Source organism: Ideonella azotifigens (assembly GCF_006519715.1).
Lineage (GTDB): Bacteria > Pseudomonadota > Gammaproteobacteria > Burkholderiales > Burkholderiaceae_C > Ideonella > Ideonella azotifigens.
In genome coordinates this window covers 1-19,483 of the sequence record NZ_VIDT01000035.1, presented here as the reverse complement: position 1 = coordinate 19,483, position 19,483 = coordinate 1, and the positions used below count along the sequence as shown (strand labels likewise).

The 19,483-nt window shown below is 67.1% G+C and carries 20 protein-coding genes; 12 read left to right on the top strand and 8 right to left on the bottom strand.

The genetic code is table 11. From position 1 onward, the window contains the following. Both FKP22_RS04435 and FKP22_RS04430 read right to left on the bottom strand, forming a co-directional pair. Positions 1-1,284: UbiA family prenyltransferase (locus FKP22_RS04435; protein ID WP_170200747.1), on the bottom strand; the 1,284-nt coding region annotated here is incomplete at its 3' end. 7 nt (positions 1,285-1,291) lie between these two features. After that, the gene (locus FKP22_RS04430) at positions 1,292-2,488 is read right to left on the bottom strand and encodes an NAD-dependent epimerase/dehydratase family protein (RefSeq protein ID WP_211361302.1); all 1,197 of its coding nucleotides are present in this window, start codon (positions 2,486-2,488) and stop codon (positions 1,292-1,294) included. A 57-nt stretch (positions 2,489-2,545) separates the two neighbouring features. Here FKP22_RS04430 and FKP22_RS31815 point away from each other — a divergent pair, with 57 nt between their 5' ends. Both FKP22_RS31815 and FKP22_RS04425 read left to right on the top strand, forming a co-directional pair. Continuing rightward, the gene (locus tag FKP22_RS31815; RefSeq protein WP_170200746.1) at positions 2,546-2,701 is read left to right on the top strand and encodes a hypothetical protein; all 156 of its coding nucleotides are present in this window, start codon (positions 2,546-2,548) and stop codon (positions 2,699-2,701) included. Continuing rightward, entirely contained in the window at positions 2,698-3,063 is a 366-nt protein-coding gene (locus FKP22_RS04425; RefSeq protein ID WP_141285572.1) for a response regulator, read from the top strand. The genes FKP22_RS31815 and FKP22_RS04425 overlap by 4 nt, the downstream gene beginning before the upstream one ends. A 58-nt stretch (positions 3,064-3,121) precedes the next feature. Here the strand turns inward: FKP22_RS04425 and FKP22_RS04420 are convergent, their stop codons facing one another. Beyond that, complete coding sequence (locus FKP22_RS04420) at positions 3,122-3,514, bottom strand: PAS domain-containing protein (protein ID WP_141285570.1); 393 nt, start codon at positions 3,512-3,514, stop codon at positions 3,122-3,124. Positions 3,515-3,687: 173 nt separating this feature from the next. Here FKP22_RS04420 and FKP22_RS04415 point away from each other — a divergent pair, with 173 nt between their 5' ends. The 4 genes from FKP22_RS04415 to FKP22_RS04400 all read left to right on the top strand — a co-directional run bounded on the left by FKP22_RS04415 (position 3,688) and on the right by FKP22_RS04400 (position 7,186). Then, on the top strand, positions 3,688-5,166 hold the full coding sequence (locus FKP22_RS04415) for a PAS domain-containing sensor histidine kinase (RefSeq protein WP_170200745.1): 1,479 nt from the start codon (positions 3,688-3,690) through the stop codon (positions 5,164-5,166). A 182-nt stretch (positions 5,167-5,348) separates the two neighbouring features. Beyond that, a complete protein-coding gene (locus tag FKP22_RS04410; RefSeq protein WP_141285566.1) occupies positions 5,349-6,236 on the top strand; it encodes a Crp/Fnr family transcriptional regulator in 888 nt (295 codons plus the stop codon). 350 nt (positions 6,237-6,586) lie between these two features. Next, positions 6,587-6,907: an ElaB/YgaM/YqjD family protein gene (locus FKP22_RS04405; RefSeq protein ID WP_170200744.1), complete on the top strand. Its 321-nt coding sequence runs from the start codon at positions 6,587-6,589 to the stop codon at positions 6,905-6,907. Between the two features lie 57 nt (positions 6,908-6,964). Next, positions 6,965-7,186 (top strand): hypothetical protein, encoded by a 222-nt coding sequence (locus FKP22_RS04400; RefSeq protein ID WP_170200743.1) that lies wholly within the window; start codon positions 6,965-6,967, stop codon positions 7,184-7,186. Positions 7,187-7,246: 60 nt separating this feature from the next. Here the strand turns inward: FKP22_RS04400 and FKP22_RS04395 are convergent, their stop codons facing one another. After that, positions 7,247-7,774, bottom strand: a complete 528-nt coding sequence (locus FKP22_RS04395; protein WP_170200742.1) for a flavodoxin family protein — start codon at positions 7,772-7,774, stop codon at positions 7,247-7,249. A gap of 64 nt (positions 7,775-7,838) precedes the next feature. Beyond that, complete coding sequence (locus FKP22_RS04390) at positions 7,839-8,828, bottom strand: universal stress protein (RefSeq protein ID WP_231012969.1); 990 nt, start codon at positions 8,826-8,828, stop codon at positions 7,839-7,841. 245 nt (positions 8,829-9,073) lie between these two features. Here FKP22_RS04390 and FKP22_RS04385 point away from each other — a divergent pair, with 245 nt between their 5' ends. From FKP22_RS04385 to FKP22_RS04370, 4 genes are all read left to right on the top strand, one after another. Beyond that, a complete protein-coding gene (locus FKP22_RS04385; protein ID WP_141285556.1) occupies positions 9,074-9,733 on the top strand; it encodes a BON domain-containing protein in 660 nt (219 codons plus the stop codon). An 80-nt stretch (positions 9,734-9,813) separates the two neighbouring features. Continuing rightward, the gene (locus FKP22_RS04380; protein ID WP_141285554.1) at positions 9,814-10,236 is read left to right on the top strand and encodes an Hsp20/alpha crystallin family protein; all 423 of its coding nucleotides are present in this window, start codon (positions 9,814-9,816) and stop codon (positions 10,234-10,236) included. 36 nt (positions 10,237-10,272) lie between these two features. After that, on the top strand, positions 10,273-11,565 hold the full coding sequence (locus FKP22_RS04375) for a PAS domain-containing sensor histidine kinase (protein ID WP_141285552.1): 1,293 nt from the start codon (positions 10,273-10,275) through the stop codon (positions 11,563-11,565). Then, complete coding sequence (locus FKP22_RS04370; RefSeq protein ID WP_141285550.1) at positions 11,562-12,257, top strand: response regulator transcription factor; 696 nt, start codon at positions 11,562-11,564, stop codon at positions 12,255-12,257. The genes FKP22_RS04375 and FKP22_RS04370 overlap by 4 nt, the downstream gene beginning before the upstream one ends. 64 nt (positions 12,258-12,321) lie before the next feature. Here FKP22_RS04370 and FKP22_RS04365 read toward each other — a convergent pair whose 3' ends face one another. Continuing rightward, positions 12,322-13,905 carry a bifunctional aminoglycoside phosphotransferase/ATP-binding protein gene (locus tag FKP22_RS04365; protein WP_141285548.1) on the bottom strand — a complete coding sequence of 528 codons (1,584 nt, stop codon included), beginning with the start codon at positions 13,903-13,905 and terminating at the stop codon, positions 12,322-12,324. 209 nt (positions 13,906-14,114) lie between these two features. Between FKP22_RS04365 and FKP22_RS04360 the strand changes: the two genes are divergently transcribed. Continuing rightward, entirely contained in the window at positions 14,115-16,004 is a 1,890-nt protein-coding gene (locus FKP22_RS04360) for an AMP-dependent synthetase/ligase (RefSeq protein WP_231012968.1), read from the top strand. Between the two features lie 15 nt (positions 16,005-16,019). Here FKP22_RS04360 and FKP22_RS04355 read toward each other — a convergent pair whose 3' ends face one another. After that, complete coding sequence (locus FKP22_RS04355; protein ID WP_141285546.1) at positions 16,020-16,532, bottom strand: hypothetical protein; 513 nt, start codon at positions 16,530-16,532, stop codon at positions 16,020-16,022. Between the two features lie 153 nt (positions 16,533-16,685). On the opposite strand from FKP22_RS04355, the gene FKP22_RS04350 reads away from it, so the two are divergent. Then, complete coding sequence (locus tag FKP22_RS04350; RefSeq protein WP_141285544.1) at positions 16,686-18,077, top strand: phenylacetate--CoA ligase family protein; 1,392 nt, start codon at positions 16,686-16,688, stop codon at positions 18,075-18,077. A gap of 31 nt (positions 18,078-18,108) precedes the next feature. On the opposite strand, the gene FKP22_RS04345 is transcribed toward FKP22_RS04350, so the two are convergent. Continuing rightward, on the bottom strand, positions 18,109-19,483 hold a 1,375-nt coding region (locus FKP22_RS04345), incomplete at its 5' end, for a bifunctional acetate--CoA ligase family protein/GNAT family N-acetyltransferase (protein ID WP_141285542.1).

Sequence of the window (19,483 nt, the reverse complement as noted above, 5' to 3'; positions counted from 1 at the left end):
ACGGGCCGGCAGCGCCAATTGCCGCGGCATGGCCAGCAGCAGCGCAATGGGCACGGTGCTGGCCAGCACGCCGACGAGCCAGAGCTGCCGCCTGCGGTTCACCGGATACCCGCGCACCTGCCCGTGAACCGACACCCGGTGGCCCAGCGCGATCAGCTCGGCATAACGCTTGAGCAACGCGAGGCCGAAGAAATAGACGGCGCAGCAGGCCAGCAGCCCGGGCGCGGGCGCCGCCCCGATGGCCAGCGCACCGGCCAGCAGTCGCAGGCTGTAGCCCAGGCCCAGCACCGCCGCATCCAGGTAGGCAAGGTGCTTCAGCCACATCGAGTAGGCCACCATCAGCAGCGTGTAGCCAGCCAGCACCCAGGGCAGCGGCGATGCCGAAGCCACCGCCAGCCCCAGCGCCAGGCCCCACAACACGGGCACCAGCAGCAGGCCATGCAGCAGCGGCACGCGCCCCGACGCCAACGCCCGCTGGCGCTTGTGAGGGTGTGCGCGGTCTGCCTGCAGGTCGAACAGGTCGTTCAGCAGATAGACACCCGAGGCGGACAGGCTGAACGCCACAAAGGCCAGCAGCGCCTTGCCCATCATGGCGCCGGCAAGGGCGGGCAAGACCAGCAGCGGCAGCAGCACCAGCAGGTTCTTCAGCCAGTGGCTGATGCGCATGGCATGCAGGTAGTCGCCGATGCCGGGTCGGCCATCGGCAAAGGTCTGCTCGATCTCGGCCACGCGTGCGGCCCGCACCCGGCATCGATGCGATGGCCGCACCAGCAGCGCCCGGCGAGCCTGCGCCCAGACCGGCAGGTCCTGGTCGCTGTCGCCCAGGTAGTCAAACCCACGCGGGCCAAATTCGGCGACGAGCCGGTCGCGCTTTCGCTCTGCCGACAGATTGGTCTGGCCGTTGCTCGCCAGCACCTGGTCGAACAGGCCGAACCGGCGCGCCGCCGCCGTTGCCACCCGCTCGTCTGCCGCCGTGGCCAGCACCAGCCGCCGGCCCTGCCGCCTTTGGGCCTGCAGGTGGGCCAGCACGTCTTCGTCGACCGGCATGGTGCTGATGTCGATCTCGGCGGCTCGCGCCAAGCGCTGCTTGAAGCCGGCACGCCCACCCAGCAGCCAGGCCGGCAAGGCGAGCAGCTGAAGCGGCTTCTGGCGCGCCAGACCAAACAGCGATTCGATCAGGGTGTCGGTGCGCAGCAGCGTGCCGTCGAGGTCGACCACCAGCGGTATCTGGGGTTCGAAGCGAGGCGCGGGCTTCGCGGGCCGACGAATTGCAGTGATGTTCATCGGGACCTCAAAACAGCCACTTGGCCAACGCCAGGGCGCCGTGCTTCCAGGGCAGCCGGTGGGTGATGCCGCTGCGGCCATGGAACTCGCTGCGGTGCGCCACGTACCAGTCGTAGTTGCGCTGCAGGGCCTCGCGGTTTGAATGGCGCGGCACGAATCCCAGCCGGGATCGCAGGCGCGCGATCGAGACCTCGCTGTCGCGGTCCGCAGTGTCGTAGATCCAGCGGTACAGCGGTGACAGCTTCAGGGTTTCGAGCAGCTGCAGGATCAGCACCGCCGGGCGCGCCGGCAGCGAGACCACCTGCCGGCCATGTCCGGCCCGGTCGAGCACGGCCTGGAAGTTTTCGCGCATCGTGCCGTAGGCCGCCGCGCCAACATTGAAGACCTCGTCGACGGTCTCCCGTTCGCCCGTCAGGCACAGCTCGATCACGTCGACCAGGTCCGCAACATCCAGAAGCTGGTAGAGGTTGTCACCCCGGCCAAGGACCGGAAAGGACCGCCCTTCCCAGGCCCACTCGTAGAGCAGCTCGAAAGCGCCCAGGCGCTCGGGGCCGACAAAGCTCTTGGGGCGCAGCACCGGCACGCACAGGCCCCGCTGGCGGAACCGCTCACAGCAGCCTTCGGCGTCGATCTTCGCCTGGCCATAAGGCCCGACACCCGTGAGTGCGTCAGTCTCGACGATAGGGTGATGATCGGGAATGCCATAGACCGAGGTCGAGGAGATGAACACGAAGCGCTGCACGCCCCATCGCTCCGCCGCTTCGAGCAGGATCCGGGTGCCGTCGACGTCGGTGGAGAAGATGTCTTCTTCGCTGGCCAGCGGCAAGGCCGCAGCGCAATGCACCACGACGCTGACCTTGCGCATGCAGCGGTCCACCGCATCGACATCGCGGATGTCACCCAGCACCGCATCGACCCGGTTGCGCTCGGGATGGTCGAACGGCGCGATGTCCAACACCCGGGTGGGCACCCCTCTGGCGAGCAGGCTCCTGACCAGGTTGATGCCGAGGAAGCCGGCACCGCCGGTGACGAGGCATAGGCCGGTCGGCATGCGTTGGTGGGGGATGTTCATCGTTGTGGTCATGAGCCGCCATCCTCCAGCCTCGGCGTTCGTGCAACATTGATCAGCCGCAAGCACTTGCCTTAGCCAGTGGGCGCCGATGCGCGGCAGGGCTCGTCGAGTGGTCCGCTTGAGCGCGCTCAACTCCCGCATCCACCTCGCTGGCTATGGTGGACGCAAGCCATCACCGAGGAGCCAGCGATGAGCACGACCGAGGCGACGAATTCCATCGTTCCTGCTGTCGCCGTCCAGGAGATGCATGCAGGCGGCCTGGCCGCGGGACTTACACGCCCCGGCTCGCGGCAATGTGATGGCCTCGTCGATTGCGCGCAGAAGCAGCCGCAAGCACGGCCATGAGAGTCTTGCTGGTCGACGACTCGATGGCGATTCAGCAAAGCCTGACCCGCCTGCTCGCCTCGGTGCCCGGCCTGGAGGTCATCGGCTGCGCCGCCACCAGCGAGGACGCACTGTCGCTGATCGCCACCGCCAGGCCGGATGTGGTGGTGCTGGATGTTGATCTGGGGCCTGGGGGCCGCGGCATGGACGTGCTGCGCCAGGCCAGCCAAAACCATCCCGCGGTGAAGTTCATGATGCTTTCGAACTATGGCTGGCAGGCCATGCGAACAGGCTTCATGGACGCTGGTGCCGAGGCCTATTTCGACAAGGGCAGCCAATTCATGCAGGCGCGGGCCTGGCTCGCGGACCAGGCCACCAAATGATCCGGCGCGGGACGGGACGGGCCCGCCCGATCCGGGTGCACGCCCTCCCCCTTGTCGCTCAATGGTGGCGCAGCAGCAGATAGGACATCGCTCGATCAGGCGAGCAAAGCAGCCGCATTTGCACCTTGGTGGGTCTCATGCGCCAGGTCAGCACATAGTCGATGGTGGCATCGAGCGCCATGCAATCGGCCCAGGCATCCTGGAAGCGCTGGGCAATCAGGTAGTTGTTCATGCACTGCGCGACATCGGTGAACAACGCTCGGCCAATGACGTTCTTCGGCCGCAGCCCGCTGAAGCTCGATTCGCACGCGTTGTAGCGACGGATCACGCCCGTGGCGTCGAAGCCGATGACACCAAAGCGCAGGCGATCCAGCGCCTCGTCGCCCAGCCATTCGACGCGCCTCAGCGCGTCAGCACAATCAAGGTTCAATTGCGAGTCAAGCGTTTGCATCGTGAAGGCGTGTCGTTGGCAGATGAAGAAACCACGGCGCAGCAGCAGGACTGGCTGCCTCGTCAAGCGCCAAGTTAAGCGACACCGAGGAGGGCGCCATTGACGACCCTCAATGCGGCGTCATGGCCGAACACGTAACTTGCGATCAAGCCTCTCTGCAGGACCAACCTGCCATGCACCTCGCAAACCCAGCCACCTCGTTTCCCCCATGCGACCTGGGCGGGCTGCGCCCGGTCCTCCAGCAACTGCCGGGGCCGCTGCTGCTCATCCGGGAGCAGCGCATCGCGTTTGCCAATGAGCCTGCACTGTGCCTGCTCGGCAGCGAAGCCTCGGCGCTGCTGGGAAGGTCGCCGCTGGAACTGTTCCACCCCGGCTCGATCGAGCTGGCAAGGACACGCCTGGCGACTGCGAAGTCAAAAGCTGACGCGGCGGTCATGCCGGCGATGGAGGAAAGCATCCTGCGCGCCGACGGCAGCACCCGCTGCGTGCAGACCAGCGTGGCCTTTGGGGTCGAGTCCGGCGAACCCGTCCAGCTGATCTTCATGCATGACGTCACCGACCTGCGCTGGGCGCAGTCCGAACTGCTGAAGTCGCAGGCGGAACTGCGGCAGGTTGCCGCGGCACGCGAAGCGGCGCAGGAATTCGACCGCCAGCGCATCGGGCGGCTGCTTCATGACGAACTGCTGCAGCCGCTGGCCGCAATGCGCATGGAAGCCGGGGCGATCGACCCGCACGCCAGTGCGCAAAGTGCCGCGCCGATGCTGGCGCGGTTGAGCGAACTGGCGCTAGCGGCCATCGACACCACGCGCGGCATCATCGACGACCTGCATCCGCCCATGCTCGACGAACTGGGCCTGTCGGCTGCGCTGGAAGCATTGCTGGCGCGCTTCGCCCAACGCACCCAACTTCGCTGCAGGCTGCTGGGGCCCAGCGTCGGGGTTGCAGAGAGTGCGACCGAACAGGCCGCCAGCCTCTGCCTGTACCGCGTGGCGCAGGAGGCGCTGGCCAACATCGCGGAACATGCGAGAGCCGGCCGGGTCGAGGTGCGTCTGGCAAGGCGCAGGGGCCGCCTGGCGCTTCGCGTTCACGATGACGGAATCGGCATGCGCAGCGCCGATCAACGCCCGAGCGGCGCTTCCGGCCTGCTGGACATGCGCGAGCGCCTGATGCAACTGGGCGGCGGCCTGGAAATCTCCGGCCGCTCCAAACGGGGCACGACCATCGAAGCGTCCATCCCGATTGTCGATCACCGGTCGCGTGCCGGCCATGTTCCGGCCATACTGGGCCAAGAGGATGCCTATGACAGCCTGCTGAGCTTCCTGTACCGTGCACCCGTGGGCCTGCTGAAAGCCGGCACGGACGGTCACATCGAGATGCTGAACCCGATGGCCGCGCAGATGCTGCTGCCGCTGGCCCCGCAAGCCGGCCTGGAAAACCTCTTCGAGGTGCTGCACCTCGCGGTACCAGGCCTGCGCTCGATGGCCACCCGGCAGCCCCTGCCCTCCGGGGTCATCTGCGAGTCGCTGCGTTTCGAGGTGCCTGCAGGGCCACGGCATCCGCCGCGCGCCCTTTCGCTCAGCCTGCTCAAGCAGCACGGCGCAAGCCTGATGGCGATGATCACCGACGCCGCCCCTGGCACGCCGGCCGCCTGAAGCGCGGGCCTGCGAGTCGGTTCGGCCGATTCCTAAGCATTGTTCGGAATCCTTCCCGGCCTTGTTGGCCGTGGCGCCGATGGGTGCTTGCAGCCCCGGCCGATTGCCGCGAACCAGGTTTCGCGAGACCCTGAAGGCAGGGCCCTTCAAGTTCGAGCGGGCCTGACCACGGAGGCCCAGACATGACAGTCAACCACTCGATTCACATCCAAGCGGCAGTTGCAGGCGCTTGGCGAAGCCTGGGAAACGACCTGGCGCCCATCGCGGAGAAGGGCCGGTTGGGAGACCTGATCGGGACCTTGGTCGGCCACGCGAGCACGGTTCGAACAGCCGACGAGACCGTGCCAGTCGCCTTGTGGCGGCTGCGCGAGCACGCGACGCTGCTGCACGAGGGCGGGCCGGCCCAGACCCTGTACATCCTGCGATCAGGCAGCCTGAAGTGCATTCACACCCAGGAAGATGGTTATGAGCAGGTCCTGTCCGTGGCCCTGCCTGGCGACCTGCTGGGTTTCGAAGCCCTGCACAGCGGGCGCCAGCCCGTGGGCGTCGTCGCATTGGAAGATGTCACCGTCTACGCGCTGCCCTTGAACGGCTTGCGGGCCTTGCGCCAGCAATGCCCGGCACTGGACCACGCCATGCAGCTGACCCTCAGCCGGCAACTGGTTCGCGCGGCCAGCACGGCGGAGATGATCGCCGCGGTCGCTTCCGATGTGCGCCTGGCGCGCTTCCTGCTGTGGATGTCCACGCGCATGGCCGAACTGGGCCGCTCACCGTTGCGGATGGTGCTGCGCCTGAGCCGGCGCGACATTGCCAGCCTGCTGGGGGTCGCGCACGAAACCGTCAGCCGCTCGTTCACGACCCTGGCTGACGCAGGCCATGTCACGGTCGACAACCGGGAAGTCGAGATCCTGGACCTGGCCGGCTTGCGGCAGCGGGCCCTCAGCACACGCAAGCAGCTCGACGATGCCGTTCGTCCCTCGCTTGGCTCGATGGTGAGACCCAGCCTGGCATCTGCGCCAACCATGAGCTGGTTGCCCGGGACTGCGGCACGCCCGGCCGCCGTCGCTTGAGCCGAGGCCCGGAACGCGGGGAGCTCCCGCCTTGGCCTGGCCAGGTGCCGCCAGCACATCGGCGCCTGTTGATCGTGAACCTTCCCGCGACGCCGGCCCGCATTCGGGTGTGGGGTTCAACACCGGCGTGCACCTCTCGACCGCCTTGGCGCAAAACATACCTTGCTCTCCTCACTGGCCGTGGCCGGTTTGCGCAGTCTCAAGCCGATTGTCCTCAGGCCAAGAAGCGCAGCTTGAGGTTTCTCAATCACCCGCCCGCTGGCCCGCTTTACGCTTCATGCCATCGATGCCAACTCCTGAACAAGCGAGGGTTGCCATCTGTCTTCCGTCATTCATCAAAGGACATGTCAATGGACGCGATCAACGCATCGGCAACTGCTGTTCAAGAGCGCCTCGCCAACACGCTGCACGGCGTCGTCAGCGAGGCAGAGGCACTTTTGAAGACGGCTCAGCATGGCGGCAGCGAGCAATTCGCTGCCGCACGCGACCAGCTCGAAGCCCGCGTGCGGCGCGCACGGTCGGAGCTTGCCGACCTGGAGGACAGTGCCTTGCGCAAGGCACGCCGCGCGGTTCGCGCCACCGACCGCGCAGTCCAGGACCATCCTTACACGACAGCAGGCCTGTTGGCAGGTGTGGGCCTGTTGATCGGCGTGCTGATCGCCAGGCGCTGAGCACCGAAGGCACCCCGCCTGGCCATGACCAGGCACGTCCGCTCGGAGGCGCATGCGATGTCCAAGCCAAAAGCCAGGTTCCGGATCAAGCCCCTGCCCTCGCCGGGTGGCGTGCGCAGGCTTTGCCCTCCCAATGCCGCCGCTTTGCAGTTGCAATGGCCGGCACCGAAGGATCTGCCGCAGGTGCTCCTTTCGCCAGCGACGCTGTCCGAATCGCCCCCGGCCATCATCCCGATGTCGGAACAGCTGCTGACCCGACTGCGCGAAGCAGGCCTTTGACGTCCGCACCGCTGCACCGCCGGCAACCCCAGGCAGCCCGCGGAGCCGGTGGCTCGCGAATCACTGTGCCACGAGATGCGATCCGTCTGGCACCCGCCCCGGCGCAGAGGCCGACTCTGCCGCGCTAAGCAAGGACACGAAAGCGTTGATCTTGGCGCCGGCCATCTGGCTGTCGATCTCGCGATCGGTGAGTGCCAGCGTGGCCAGCGGAGCACGGCGCAGTTCGCCTTCCAGCGCACCGAACGCCTTCTCTGCGCCAGCCCCCCCCATGGTGCAAAAGAACGCACAGCGGTTCACCGAAACGGCGTGCGCCCGCGCGAACGCCCGCACAGGCGACGACAAGTGCCAACCCCAGACCGGCGTGCCGATCAGCATCAGGTCGAACTGGGCAGGATCCACCGAGACCTTGCCAATTTCGGATTGCAGGCCGAAGGCCGCCTCGCACACGCTGCGCAGGTAGCCCCAAGCGCCCAGGCGGGAACTGGCTTCGGTGATCGGGCACAAAGTGCCACCGAGACGTGTGGCAAGTTGCTCGGCAACGCGCCGGGTGTAGCCGGTACGCGAGAAGTAAACAATGAGCACTTTCATCTTGATCTCCTGTGATTTGCGGCCGCCCGCGACCGCGGGCCGGCCGCCTGCCCGGTGATGCCGATCAGTTCGGCCCAGGCGATGCGGCGGGGGTTTCCTCTTTGAGTCCCTGCACTGGCGTGCGCTGCAGTGATCGACCCTGCGCCGCTTGATCGGGCCGCACCAGCAGGACGGGCACCGGTGAATGGCGCAGGATCTGCTCGGCGTCGCTGCCCAGCAGCAAGCGGTCAAAGCCGCGGCGGCCGTGCGAGCCGAGGACGACGACATCCGCGAGCCAGTTCGTGGCGTCCTCGGCCACGACGGTCCACACCCGTCGTCCGAAGTCGTCCACCAGCAGCGTTTCCACGCTCAAGCCTGCCTCGCGAACGCGCTTGGCAGCCTGATCAAGAATCCAACGGCCCCCTTCGCGCAGGCGACCCACCCAGTCCAGCGTCAAGGCAGGCTCGAAGGCATCGACCATGGACAACTCGTCCACGACGTGGATCAGCCGCAGGCGGCCGTGATTCATGAGCCCCAGCTGGATGGCCTGTTGCAGGCCGCGGTCCGAGGTCTCGCTGCCATCGATCGGCACCAGGATGCTGCGGTACGGCACCCGCGCATTGACGGCGATGGCCGAGGCCGTCTCCGTGACCGAGCGGACCAGCAGCACCGGCACCGGGCTTGCCCGGATCACGGCCTCGGCATCGCTGCCAAGGAGCGCCCGAAGCGCGCCCCGCCGGCCATGGGATCCGATCACGATCAGGTCGCAGGCCAGTTCTCTTGCCTGTTGCAGGATGGCGTCCGAAGCGCGTCCATGTCGCGACTCGTGCAGCCTTGTCTCCACCCGCCGGTCCTTGGCTTCGCACAAGGCACGTGCCTGCGCCAGGATCGCCTCGCCGGATGCGAGAGTCTTGTGGTGAAGCGGCGCAAGGTCCGGGGCCGAAAGATCATCGAGCAGTGGCGCGTCATCCACGACGTGCAGCAGGCACAGCACTGAATCATGGGCTGTTGCCAGCGCCAGTGCTTCCTGCAGCCCGGCCTGGGCCGGCTCACCGCCATCGACGGGCACGAGCATCCGTTGAAACATGGCGACCTCTCTTCGTTGACATGCACAGGCCTGAATGTTCGGCGCGCCCGTGGCCGCCCGGGTTGATCAGACGCAACCGGTTGGCTGGGCCGGAGCAAGGGCAGCCGTGGCAAATCGCTGAGCAGGCTCAATCGGCGACTGCCGAGCCGATCCCACCATGGTCACAGGACAGGCGGTCGCGTCGACAACGCACAGGCCGCCGGCATCCTGCCTCGCACTGTGAAAGGACCATCATGAAAACCGATGCACAACTCAAGGCCGACATCACCACTGAATTGCAGTGGGATCCGGTGATCAACGCCGCCCACGTGGGCGTGGCGGCCAAGGACGGCGTGGTCACGCTGACCGGCCACCTCGAGACCTTTGCCGAGAAGCACGCCATTGAACGCGCGGTGCAGCGCGTGGCTGGCGTCAAGGCGGTGGCCGTCGAGCTCGACGTCAAGCTGGCGCCCGGCCACAAGCGCAGCGACTCCGAGATCGCAGAGGCGGTCGAGTCGGCGTTCAAGTGGAACGTCATGATCCCCGCTGATCGCATCCGCGTGAAGGTGGAAAAGGGCTGGGTCTCGCTGACGGGCGAAGTCGACTGGCAATACCAGCGCAGCGCCGCCGAGCGGGCTGTGCGTGCGCTGATCGGCGTGGTTGGCGTCAGCGACGGCGTCACGATCAAGCCCAGCGTGGCGCCCAGCAACATCACCAACCGCATTCGCGACGCGCTGGCGCGGCATGCCGAACGTGAAGCAAAGAACATCGAGGTCATGGTGAGCGGCGCCAAGGTCACGCTTCGCGGCCGGGTCGACTCATGGGCCGAACGCGCCGCCGCGCAAGGGGCGGCTTGGGCCGCGCCCGGCATCAGCTTGGTTGTCAACGAGCTGACGGTTGGGACACACAGCTGACCTGCCCAGATTCCCAGCAACCGCAACCCCAGGACGCGCCAACATCACCGCGCCGCAGGTTGCCTCTCAGGAGCATCAAAATGAACGACCTACGCATCAACGATCTCTTCGACCTCGACCCCATGGAATCGGCGCTTCGCATGATGCGGCCCTGGCGCTTCGAGGCCGCGGACCAGCTGCCGCAGATACGCCTGGATGTCAGCGAATCCGAAGGCAGCTATCTCGTCAAGGCCGACATTCCGGGCGTGCGCAAGCAGGACATCGACGTTCGCATCGATGGCAACCAGGTCACCATCAGCGCCGAGGTCAAGCAGGACAAGGAGGAGAAGTCCGGCAGCCGCGTCTTGCGCAGCGAGCGGCTTTACGGGTTCGCCAGCCGCACCTTCGCGCTATCGGACGCCGTGGACGACACCCGCTCCGAAGCCAGCTTCGAGAACGGCGTGCTCAAGCTGACCTTGCCCAAGCGCGCACCCATGTCTCAAAAGCGCCTGGCCATTGCCTGAGCAAGCTGCGGGCGTCCCAAGGGATGGGTCGCCCGCTTGATCTTGCGCAAAAGCCGCGCAGAGAAAGTCTGCATCATCAAATGGATGCAAGCTGAACGCCACACCCCGAAGGACCCGAGCAGTGGTACCGCTGTCAGTCAGCGCTCGCCAGAAGGGTCCGACTGGCTGGCATCAGCACCACCAACCGCGACGTCGCCGTTCGTGCGCGACCCGAGCCAGGAAGCGGCGCGCCGGGCCGAACCGCACAGCGTGGAGCAGCGCCTTCGCACGCTGGTGGAACTCGCGCCGATCGCCATCTGGGTCGCCGAAGGTGACCAGGTGACCTTTGCCAATCGCGCCGCAGGCAAGCTGATGGGCACCGCCTCAGGCGCCGATCTGGTCGGGCAGTCGATCTACACCCTGGTGAAAGCCGAAAGCCATGCCCAGCTTCGCGAACAGCTGATGCACGCGCTGCAGCATGAAGGCGAATTCGGCAGGCTGCAAGCGCGCCTGTCCCACCAGGGGAGGGAACGTGAAGTCGAGATCGCACTGACTGCACTGCCCGACCACGAACGCACCACCGTCCAGATGGTGATTTCCGACGTCTCCCAACGCAACCGCGAACTGCGAGAGTCTGAAGGCTCCAGGCAGTTGTCCAGGCGGCTGTCCGCCAACGTGGTGGAAGCCCGCGAAGAGGAGCGGCGCCGGATCGCGCGGGAGCTGCACGACGAGCTCGGGCAGAGCCTCAGCGCCTTGAAGATGGACATTGCGGACTGCGCGCGTTCGGGCGAGTTGCAGGAAGCCAATGGCCATGTGGCCATGCTGCTGGCACGTCTGGACCAGATCGTTCAGTCCGTCCGCCGGATTGCCGCTGACCTGCGGCCACTGATGCTCGACGACCTGGGACTGGGCGATGCCATCGAATGGCTCGCCAACGATTTCTCGAAGCGGCTGGGCATCCCCGTGCATCTGCAGGTGGACGCCATCGAACCGCCGCCATCGGACAAGGTGTCGATTGCCATCTATCGCATGGTGCAAGAGGCGCTGGTGAACGTGGCCCGCCATTCGCAGGCGAGCAAGGTCCAGGTCGCGCTCCATGTCGAAGCGGGCGAGCTTGTGCTGAGCGTGCGTGACGATGGCGTGGGTCTGCCCGATCCGCCTTCCCAGCGCGAAAGCCAGTTCGGCCTGCTGGGCATCCAGGAACGCGCGGACGCGCTAGGCGGACAGCTCGAACTCAACAATGCCGGCAATGGCGGCGCCTGCGTGGTCGTGCGCATGCCGCTCGCCGGAGAAGCGGCCAATCGCAGGACGCCGGGCCAAGCACGCGGCCCCGGCGGCGCCAGGCCATGATTGCCGAGCCGCGCTCGCCGCTGAGCATCCTGATCGTCGACGATCACGCCATCGTGCGCGAGGGACTCAAGCGCATTCTCGAAAGCACCCACACGGCCTGGGGCGTCGCCGAGGCCGATAGCGGCTTCGAAGCATTGGAACTGCTGCGTACCGGTGCGTTCGACATCGCCATCATGGACCTCTCGATGCCTGGCATGAACGGACTGGAACTGCTGCGTCGCGTGCGGGCCGAATTTCCGCGTCTGCGCGTGCTGATGCTCAGCATGCATGCCGAGGAGCAATACGCCATGCGGGCCTTCAAGGCTGGCGCCAACGGCTACGTCACCAAGGACAGCGCCACACGCGAACTTGCGGCAGCAGTCCGCAAGGTGGCTGAAGGCGGCACCTACGTCACCGCCAGCCTCGCCGAGCGGGTCATCACCCAGCTCAACGGCGCGCGCGAACCCCTGCGCCACGAGTGCCTGTCCGACCGGGAGATCGAAGTATTGCGCCGGCTGGTCGCCGGCCATCGCCCGACCGACATTGCCAACGCGTTGCACCTCTCGGTCAAGACCGTCAGCACCCACAAGAGCCGCATCCTTGATCGGCTTCAACTGCCCAACCTGGCCGCGCTGATCCGCTACGGCGTGGCAAACGGGCTCGGCATGGAAGACGCGCTGCCGGAGCCGCTGGCCCATCCACCGGCGAGCTGACGGCCGGCCGCTGGGCGAGCACCATTCACGCACGTCCCCGGGGCGCCTGACGGCGCCCGGCTGATCACTTCCCGACGGCGATTCCGCCACCGGCCAACCATGCCAGCAGCGGCGCCCAATCCGCCTGGGGACAGCTGGCCTCGACCTTCGACGCGCACCGGCACCGAAAGACCTGCGCCAGTTCATCCGCTTGCAGCGGCTCGGCCGCGAGAAGCTGCGCGGCGAGCACATTGCCATCCGCATCGGACGGATCCGCGCCGCGCAGCGTGCGCTCGCGCAAACGTTGGCGCAGCACTTCGATCTCAACCTCGAAGTCCAGCACGATGCAGCGCACGGCCTGGAGGGCTGCGAACTGACGTGCCGCATCGCGCCGGGCACGCTGCAAGAAGGTGGCGTCCAGGATGGCGTGGCGACCGCTTCTCAGCACAGGCGCGGCGAGTGCCAGCAGCCGCGCATAGGTGGCGGCGGTCATCTCCGGGGCATACAGCCCGGGGGAGGCAGGCGCACCGGCGTGATCGAGCGGCTGAAGACCTGCCAGGCGCTTGCGCTCCACGTCGGCACGGATGCGAATGGCGCCGATGGCGCCCAGCAGGTCCAGCGTGAGGGAGGACTTGCCGCTGCCGGAGAAACCATGCGTCAACATCAGCACGGCGCGCGTGTCGCCTCGTCGGCTGAAGGCAAGGGCGAGATCGATGTAGCGGCCAACGGTTGACGGTCCGCCGGCGGTAGCGCCGCCGCTCGCGGCAGCCGACTGTTGCGCGCGCAGCATACCCACCTTGGCACGCACCAGTGCGCGATGGACCAGGTAGTAGTCAAGCAACTCGACGCCGCCGTAGTCGCCGCCAGCCTCCAGGTAGCCGCTGACCAGGCGATGCGCCAGTTTCGGCAGGCCATGCGCGTGAAGGTCCATCGCCATGAAGGCGAGTTCGCTCATGACATCGATCCAGCGGAAGCTGTCGTTGAACTCGATGCAGTCGAAGACGAGGGTGCGGCCGTCCACCGTCGCCACATTGCCCAGGTGCAGGTCACCGTGGCATTCGCGCACCCTGCCCTGCGCCAGGCGCTGCGCCATCAGCGGTTCAAGCCGCTCGAATGTGGCAGCCTCCCAATCCCGCAGGCGCTGCAGGCGGGCGCGGCCATCGGTCGACGCATCCCATTGCGCCAGTTCGGCCAGGTTGTCGAGCATCGCCGCGCGCAACCCGGCGGGGCTGCCCAGCGCTCCGTGCGCCCCGGCAGCCGCGGCATGGAACGGCACCAGCAGTTGCACCAGCGCATCGATGTGTTGCGGACCCAATTCAGCCCGAGCCGCCAGGGCGTCCCACAGGCCGTCCTGAGCGAAGGACCGCATCTTCACAGCCACGTCGAACGCAACGCCCTGCCCTGCGATTTCCGGTGCCACCGGCGTGCCGCAGATCGGCACCACGGCAAGGTACAGATCTGGCGCCAGGCGCCGGTTCAGGCGCAGTTCCTCCTCGCATGCCCACCGCCTCTGCGCGAGAGTGGACTGGTCCAGGAAGGCATTTTTCAGCGCCTTCTTGAACTTGAACGCATGCTCGCCGCAGACCAGCACATGGGAGATGTGTGTCTCGAACTGCGCAACCGTGCAGCCCGTCTCGGCTGCGAGCCGGCGCCGCAGTGCGGCCACCATGGCGGCTTGCTGCGTCAGGCCCAATTCATCGCTCAAGGCGCCCCTCCCTTTCACAGCGACAGACTACGCCCTGACCTTGATTGCGCGCAAGATGACCGTCGGCCAGTCGGTGTGTACTGATCGGCCGGATCTCAAGGGTCATGCGCCCATGGATCACAAAACGGCAATGCACGAGATCCAGGTTGGGCAGCTGAGGCAATGTGAATGCAATGGACGACATGACAGGTGGCGCGGCGGCCCGCGCCGTGGGGGCCACGTTCGAAACTGCGCACAAAGCCGCGCGCAGTGACGCCGTGCCAGCGCAGGTGCGAACCCTGCCTCAGCTTTTGGACTGGCGGGTTGGCAGCACGCCCGAGCTGGAAGCCTACCGGGAGTTCAACGCAGGCACCGGGCAGTGGGCGAGCTTCTCCTGGCGCGAAGCGGCACTGCGCATTGCCAGCTGGCGCGCCGCACTGGCCAGAACCGGGCTGGAACGCGGAAGCCGCGTCGCGATCCTGCTGCCCAACGGACTGGCGGCCGTCTGCATCGACCAGGCGGCGCTGGCACTGGCCTGCGTGCCGGTGCCGCTGCATGCGCTGGACAACCCGGAGAGCATCGCCTACATCCTCGCGGACAGCGATGCGGCGCTGCTGGTCGTCGCATCGCTGGGCCAATGGCAAGCCATCGCTGCCTTGCAGCGAGCGCTGCCGATGCTGCGCAATGTGGTGGTGCTCGAAGAGATGGACAGCGCCGTGGACGCGCCAGCCGGCGGCCCACGCATCTGTTCGGTGACCGCCTGGCTGGCCGCCCGCGCGGAGACTGCGCCACCTCTCCCGCCACTGGCGCCAGAGGAGGACGAACTGGCGGCCCTGGTCTACACCTCGGGCACCACCGGAAAGCCCAAGGGCGTGATGCTGACGCATGCCAATGTGGTCTCGAATGTCAAGGCGGCGCTGGTGCGCGTCGCGCCCCGGACAGACGACGTTTTCCTTTCCTTCCTGCCGCTGTCCCACACCTTCGAACGCACCGCTGGCTACTACCTGCCGATCGCTGCCGGCTGCTGCGTGGCCTATGCCAGGTCCATTGCGCTGCTGGCGGACGATCTGCTCATCGTGAGCCCTACCATCCTGATCTCGGTGCCGCGAATCTACGAGCGGGTCTACGCCAAGCTGCGCCAAGCGCTGGCCGGCTCGGAATGGCGCTTGTGGCTGTTCATGTGGGCCATCGAGGTGGGCTGGCGGCGCTTTCGCCGCGAGCAAGCGCTGCCGGAGGAGCGCCACGGCTGGCCGCTGTGGGACTCGCTGGCGTGGCAACTGCTCGAGCCCCGCGTGGCGCGCCCGGTGCGCGCTGCGTTCGGCGGGCGGTTGCGGGTCGCAGTGAGTGGCGGCGCACCACTGCCGCCGGTGATCTCACGCTGCTTCCTGGGACTGGGGCTGCCAGTCCTGCAGGGCTATGGCATGACCGAGACCTCGCCGGTGGTTGCCGTCAACGCCCCCGACGACAACGACCCGGCAACCGTCGGCCGCGCGTTGCCGGGCGTGGAATTGCGCATCGCAGAGCGCAGCGAGCTGCTGGTGCGGGGCCCGAGCGTGATGCGGGGCTACTGGAAGCGCGAGACGGACACGCACAACGCATTCCTGGACGGCTGGCTTCGGACCGGCGACCAGGCGGTCATCGAACACGGGCGCCTGCGCATCCTCGGCCGGGTCAAGGAGATCATCGTCACCTCCACCGGCGAGAAGATCGCCCCTGTCGACCTCGAATTGGCGATCACGGCCGACCCCTTGTTCGAACAGGCCTGCGCCATGGGTGATGAGCGGCCCTTCATTGCGTGCGTCGTGGTGCTGAACCGCGATGCCTGGGTGCGCCTGGCCGGCAGCCTGCGGCTGGACCCATCCGCTCCTGCCAGCCTGCGGGATGCGGGCGCACGCCGGGCCGCGCTCGAAAAAATCACCGCCCGTACCTCCGCCTTTCCGCGTTACGCACAGCCCCGCGCGGTGCTGTTGACGCTGGCGCCCTGGACGGTAGAGAACACCCTGCTGACGCCGACCCTCAAGGTCAAACGCCAGAACCTGGTGGCCCGCTACAAAGCGGAAATCGACGCGATGTACACGCGCTGAGGCGCTGCCCCAAGCTCAATGTGGCATCGCGGCACCCGCCGCATCCGCCCAACGCTGGGTGGTCGCCAGCCATTGGTCCTGGAATCGCCCGAGCTGGGCCAGCGAGGAGGTGTCCAGGCCATTGGCCACGGGCGGTTCCGCCCGCTCCGAACGCAGTTGCTGCGCCAATGCAAAGGCATTGCTGTTCAGGCGGCGGGCGAGTTGCATTTCGCCTTCCATCCAGCCCGATACGCCTTCACCCATCTGCTGCATCAGCAGGGCCAGCTGCCCGTTGACCAGCTTGGCCGCAATCGCCATCAGTGCCGGCAGGTCACCCGCGTGTTCTGCATCGCGCAGCGCCGAGTCCAGCGCGACGGAAAAGGCGTCAATGGACTTTGCCTGCTGCTGCTGCAGTTGTGCTGCGCAGTCGACAAGATTCTGCGCGAGGGCCATCGAGCTGCCGAGGATCACGCGGGCTGCGCTGATGCCAGCGTGCGGCTCACCGCTGCTTGGTGCCTCTTCAGCGCCGGTCTTTCGGTTGGCGCTCATCGTTGCACTCCTTGCCATGTCGTTCTCCTTGGACGTCATCAGGAAAAGCCCATCCTCGCCCACTCGGCGAGGCGTGCGTTGATCCCCCTCAACGCCAGCAACATCGCCAGGGCCAACATCGCGAAAACAGGATCGGTTCACGCCGAGCACCCGATGACCGCCCCCCTCTTGCCGCCGTTCGATCCCTGGCTCTGGTTTCAGGCTTGCCAGCAGACGTGGCTGGCAACCCTGGACCCGCTGGGCGCGGGCCGCCAGATGCGCGATCAGCGGCTGCGCCACCTGCTGGCCTTCGCGACACGCGAGTCCCCGCTGTATGCCGCGCGTGCGCATGGCGCAAAGGCGCTCGCCGATGTCGATCCGATCAGCAAGCAGCTGCTGATGCAGCACTTCGACAACTGGGCCACCGACCGGCGCATCACGCTCAGCGGAGCCGAGGCGGCAGTCGCATCGGCAGACGGCTGTGCCGACCCCTGGCTGGCGCACTACATGGTGTGGACCAGCTCCGGCACCAGCGGCCATCCCGGCATCTTCATCCAGGACGCTGCCAGCCTGGCCGCGTTCGACGCCATCGACGCCTTGCGCCTGCGCGGCGCGAGCCTGTCGCAACCAGGGCTGGGCACCTGGGGCCTGGGCCGGCGCTTCGCCTTTGTCGGCGCGATCGGGGGGCACTACGCAGGCCATGTGAGCATGGAACGGCTGCGGCGCCTGGTGCCTGCGCCATGGGCGCCGGAAATTCACCTGATCTCGGTGCTGGAGCCTCTGCAACAGATCGCTGAGCGCCTGCAGCGGCTGCAACCGGACGTGCTGATCACCTACCCGAGCTGTGCCACAGCCCTGGCCGCCTGGCAGCGCGAAGGCACGCCGGGGCTGCGGCTTGAAGAGCTCTGGCTGGGCGGTGAACAGCTGAGCAGCACGCAGCGTGAGCTGCTGACCACGGCCTACGGCTGCAAGCTGCGCAACAGCTACGGCGCATCGGAGTTCTATTCGATGGCCTTCGAGTGCGCCCAAGGCCGTCTGCACCTGAACGACGACTGGGTGATCCTGGAGGGGATCGACGCCCAGGGGCGAGCGGTGCCCGTCGGCGAGTTTTCGCACAGCACGCTGCTGACCAACCTGGCCAACCAGGTGCAGCCGCTGCTGCGCTACGAACTGACCGACCGCATCCGGTTTGTTCCCGAACCCTGTCCCTGCGGCTGCGCCTTCCCGGTGATCGAGGTGCAGGGCCGTTCCGACGATGTGCTGGTGCTGCCCGCCAGGCAAGGCGGCACCGTCACCCTGCTGCCGCTGGTGCTGGAAACGGTGATGGAGGAGGAGGCCGGCGTCACGCAGTTCCAGCTGCTGTACCACCAGGATGGCGCGATGGAATTGCGGCTGACCGCCGAAAACGGCGACAACGATCCCAGCAATTCATTCGACCGCTGCAGCCGTGTGCTGAAAGCCTTCTTCGCAAGCCAGGGCGTCGGGCATCAGCGCATCGTTCACGGCGAACAGCCGCCCCTCAGGCAGCGTGGCAGCGGCAAGTTGCGCCGCGTCGTGATGCTGTGAGGCGCGACCTCTTCCGCCTCCCTTGTCGGCCTCAGTTCAGTTCGAGTGAAATGCGCCGAACGCCCGCATCAGGTGCTTCTACGGAAAACCCCAACTCCCGGGCCAGCTGCAACATGCGCTGGTTGTCGACCAGCACCGTGGCCACCAGGCGCTGGACACTGCGAGCGCGCAAGTAGCTGATCAGCTTGTGCATCAGCCGCCTGCCCAGTCCACTGCCCTGAAGGTCCGAACGCACGATGATGCCGAACTCGGCCTGCAGGTTGTCGGGGTCGCACACCGCGCGGACGACACCCAGCGTCTCGTCACCGCCAGCCGCGGCCGGGCCGGTCGCGATGAAGGCCATTTCCCGCCCATAGTCGATCTGCGTCAGGCGGGCGAGTTCGCTGTGCTCGATGCTGCGGCGGCTGTAGAAGACGCGCAGCCGCACGTCTTCCGGGTCCAGCCGCTCCAGGAACGCGCGATGCTGGGCCTCGTCTTCTGGCCGCACCGGCCGCAGGGTGAGTTGCCGGCCTTGCCATTCAAAGGTTTCGACCAGCTCGCTGGGGTAAGGCAGGATCGCGAAGTGCGCTGTGCCACCTGGCGCCGCCGCGCTGACCCGGACCCGCGCGTCCAGCGCCAGCACGCCCTGCGCGTCGGCCAGCAGCGGGTTGATGTCGATCTCGGCAATGCGAGGCTCTGCGGCCAGCAGGTCCGAGATGGCTTCCAGCGCCGCCACCACGGCGTCGAGCTTGGCGGCAGGCACGTCGCGCCAGCCCGCCAGCAGGCGAGCCACCCGGGTGCGGCCAATCAGCGCCAGGGCCAGCGGCCCGTTCAGCGGTGGCAGTGCAATGGCCCGGTCGGCCAACACTTCCACCGCGGAGCCCCCTTGCCCGAACAGGACGACGGGACCGAACACCGGGTCCACGCGGGTGCCCAGGACCAGCGCCAGCGCGTGCGGCCTCTGAACCATGGGCTGCACCGTGAAGCCCGTGACCCCGGCCATGGGCAACAGCTCGGCCACGCGGCGCAGCATGCCGCCGGCAGCTTCGCGCACCGCTTCATCGCTGGCCAGCCCGAGTGCAACGCCGCCCACGTCACGCTTGTGCGAGACCTGCGGCGAGAGCACTTTCAGCACCACCGGGTAGCCGATCAGGCGTGCCGCCTCCACCGCGGCATCGGCCTGGGGCGCCACGACCCTTGTTTCGACGACTGGCACGCCCGCGCCGGCCAGCAGTTGCCCGGCCTCCGGCTCGCTCAGCATCTCCCGCCCCTGGGACAGCACCGCGTCGATCAAGGCCCGTGACAGTGTCCAGTCATGCGCGGGGCGGGCAGCTTGCACTGCCGGTGTCTGAAGCAGTTCCTGCTGGTTGTAGCGGTAGGTTTGCAGCATTGAAAACGCCCGCACCGCTTCCTCGGGCTGGTCGTAA

Excerpts from the sequence above, each read along its gene's own strand:
- FKP22_RS31815 (WP_170200746.1), top strand. The coding sequence starts at position 2,546 with ATGAGCACGACCGAGGCGACGAATTCCATCGTTCCTGCTGTCGCCGTC.
- FKP22_RS04425 (WP_141285572.1), top strand. The coding sequence starts at position 2,698 with ATGAGAGTCTTGCTGGTCGACGACTCGATGGCGATTCAGCAAAGCCTG.
- FKP22_RS04420 (WP_141285570.1), bottom strand. The coding sequence starts at position 3,514 with ATGCAAACGCTTGACTCGCAATTGAACCTTGATTGTGCTGACGCGCTG.
- FKP22_RS04415 (WP_170200745.1), top strand. The coding sequence starts at position 3,688 with ATGCACCTCGCAAACCCAGCCACCTCGTTTCCCCCATGCGACCTGGGC.
- FKP22_RS04410 (WP_141285566.1), top strand. The coding sequence starts at position 5,349 with ATGACAGTCAACCACTCGATTCACATCCAAGCGGCAGTTGCAGGCGCT.
- FKP22_RS04405 (WP_170200744.1), top strand. The coding sequence starts at position 6,587 with ATGGACGCGATCAACGCATCGGCAACTGCTGTTCAAGAGCGCCTCGCC.
- FKP22_RS04400 (WP_170200743.1), top strand. The coding sequence starts at position 6,965 with ATGTCCAAGCCAAAAGCCAGGTTCCGGATCAAGCCCCTGCCCTCGCCG.
- FKP22_RS04395 (WP_170200742.1), bottom strand. The coding sequence starts at position 7,774 with ATGAAAGTGCTCATTGTTTACTTCTCGCGTACCGGCTACACCCGGCGC.
- FKP22_RS04390 (WP_231012969.1), bottom strand. The coding sequence starts at position 8,828 with ATGCTCGTGCCCGTCGATGGCGGTGAGCCGGCCCAGGCCGGGCTGCAG.
- FKP22_RS04385 (WP_141285556.1), top strand. The coding sequence starts at position 9,074 with ATGAAAACCGATGCACAACTCAAGGCCGACATCACCACTGAATTGCAG.
- FKP22_RS04380 (WP_141285554.1), top strand. The coding sequence starts at position 9,814 with ATGAACGACCTACGCATCAACGATCTCTTCGACCTCGACCCCATGGAA.
- FKP22_RS04370 (WP_141285550.1), top strand. The coding sequence starts at position 11,562 with ATGATTGCCGAGCCGCGCTCGCCGCTGAGCATCCTGATCGTCGACGAT.
- FKP22_RS04365 (WP_141285548.1), bottom strand. The coding sequence starts at position 13,905 with ATGGTGGCCGCACTGCGGCGCCGGCTCGCAGCCGAGACGGGCTGCACG.
- FKP22_RS04360 (WP_231012968.1), top strand. The coding sequence starts at position 14,115 with ATGGACGACATGACAGGTGGCGCGGCGGCCCGCGCCGTGGGGGCCACG.
- FKP22_RS04355 (WP_141285546.1), bottom strand. The coding sequence starts at position 16,532 with ATGAGCGCCAACCGAAAGACCGGCGCTGAAGAGGCACCAAGCAGCGGT.
- FKP22_RS04350 (WP_141285544.1), top strand. The coding sequence starts at position 16,686 with ATGACCGCCCCCCTCTTGCCGCCGTTCGATCCCTGGCTCTGGTTTCAG.